Raw genomic sequence first — 765 nt, forward strand, 5'->3', positions numbered from 1 at the left:
CTTGATGATCTTGACGTCGCCGAGCCGGTCGATGTAGAAGACCCGGCCGTCCTTGGCGACGTCCAGCATCATCGGGTTGGACGTGTCGCCGTCCAGCTCCACCTTGCTGTAGCCGCTGCTCTGCGAGGCGGAGCAGTCGGCCTTGACGGCGCCCGAGGCGGTCTTGATGCCACCCAGGAGCAGCTTGAGGAAGTTCGCCTCGCTGTAGTTCTCCTTCAGGTGGCCCAGGCCGGTGTACCACGAACGGCCACCGTCGTAGTCCTGACACCACGTGTTGGGGTGGTCGGCGCCCATCGTGCCGCCGGTGTAGGACTTCTCGTCCAGCGACGTCAGCACGTGCACCGTGTTACGCGGGTTGGCCCGGTAGTCGTACCACTCGTCGGTACGGGTCCAGGTCGTCGGCAGGCCCGTCGTCGACGGGTGCGCCGGGTCCTCGACCTTCACCGTGGCCTGCTGGATCGCCGGGTGCTGCTTGAAGTACGCACCCACCAGCTTGCCGTACCACGCCCAGTCGTAACCGCTGTCGGCCGCGGCGTGGACGCCGACGTAGCCGCCGCCCTTCTGGATGTAGCGCTGGAAGGCGTCCTTCTGGTCCTGGGTGCTGACCGGGTCACCGGTCGTGGACATGAAGATGACGGCCTGGTACTGCGCCAGGTTGGCGTCGGTGAACGCCGCGCTGTCCTCGGTCGTGTCGACCGCGAAGTTGTTGTCCTGGCCGAGCTTCTGCACCGCCGCGATCCCCTCGGGGATCGAGTCGTGCCGGAA

At 66.5% G+C, this 765-nt stretch carries 1 protein-coding gene; it reads right to left on the bottom strand.

All coding sequences use genetic code 11. The annotated features are described in order from the left end of the window. Positions 1-765, bottom strand: a 765-nt coding sequence (locus Mam01_RS36085; protein ID WP_204289698.1) for a ThuA domain-containing protein, incomplete at both ends; no start/stop codon positions are given.

This window comes from Microbispora amethystogenes, assembly GCF_016863015.1.
GTDB lineage: Bacteria > Actinomycetota > Actinomycetes > Streptosporangiales > Streptosporangiaceae > Microbispora > Microbispora amethystogenes.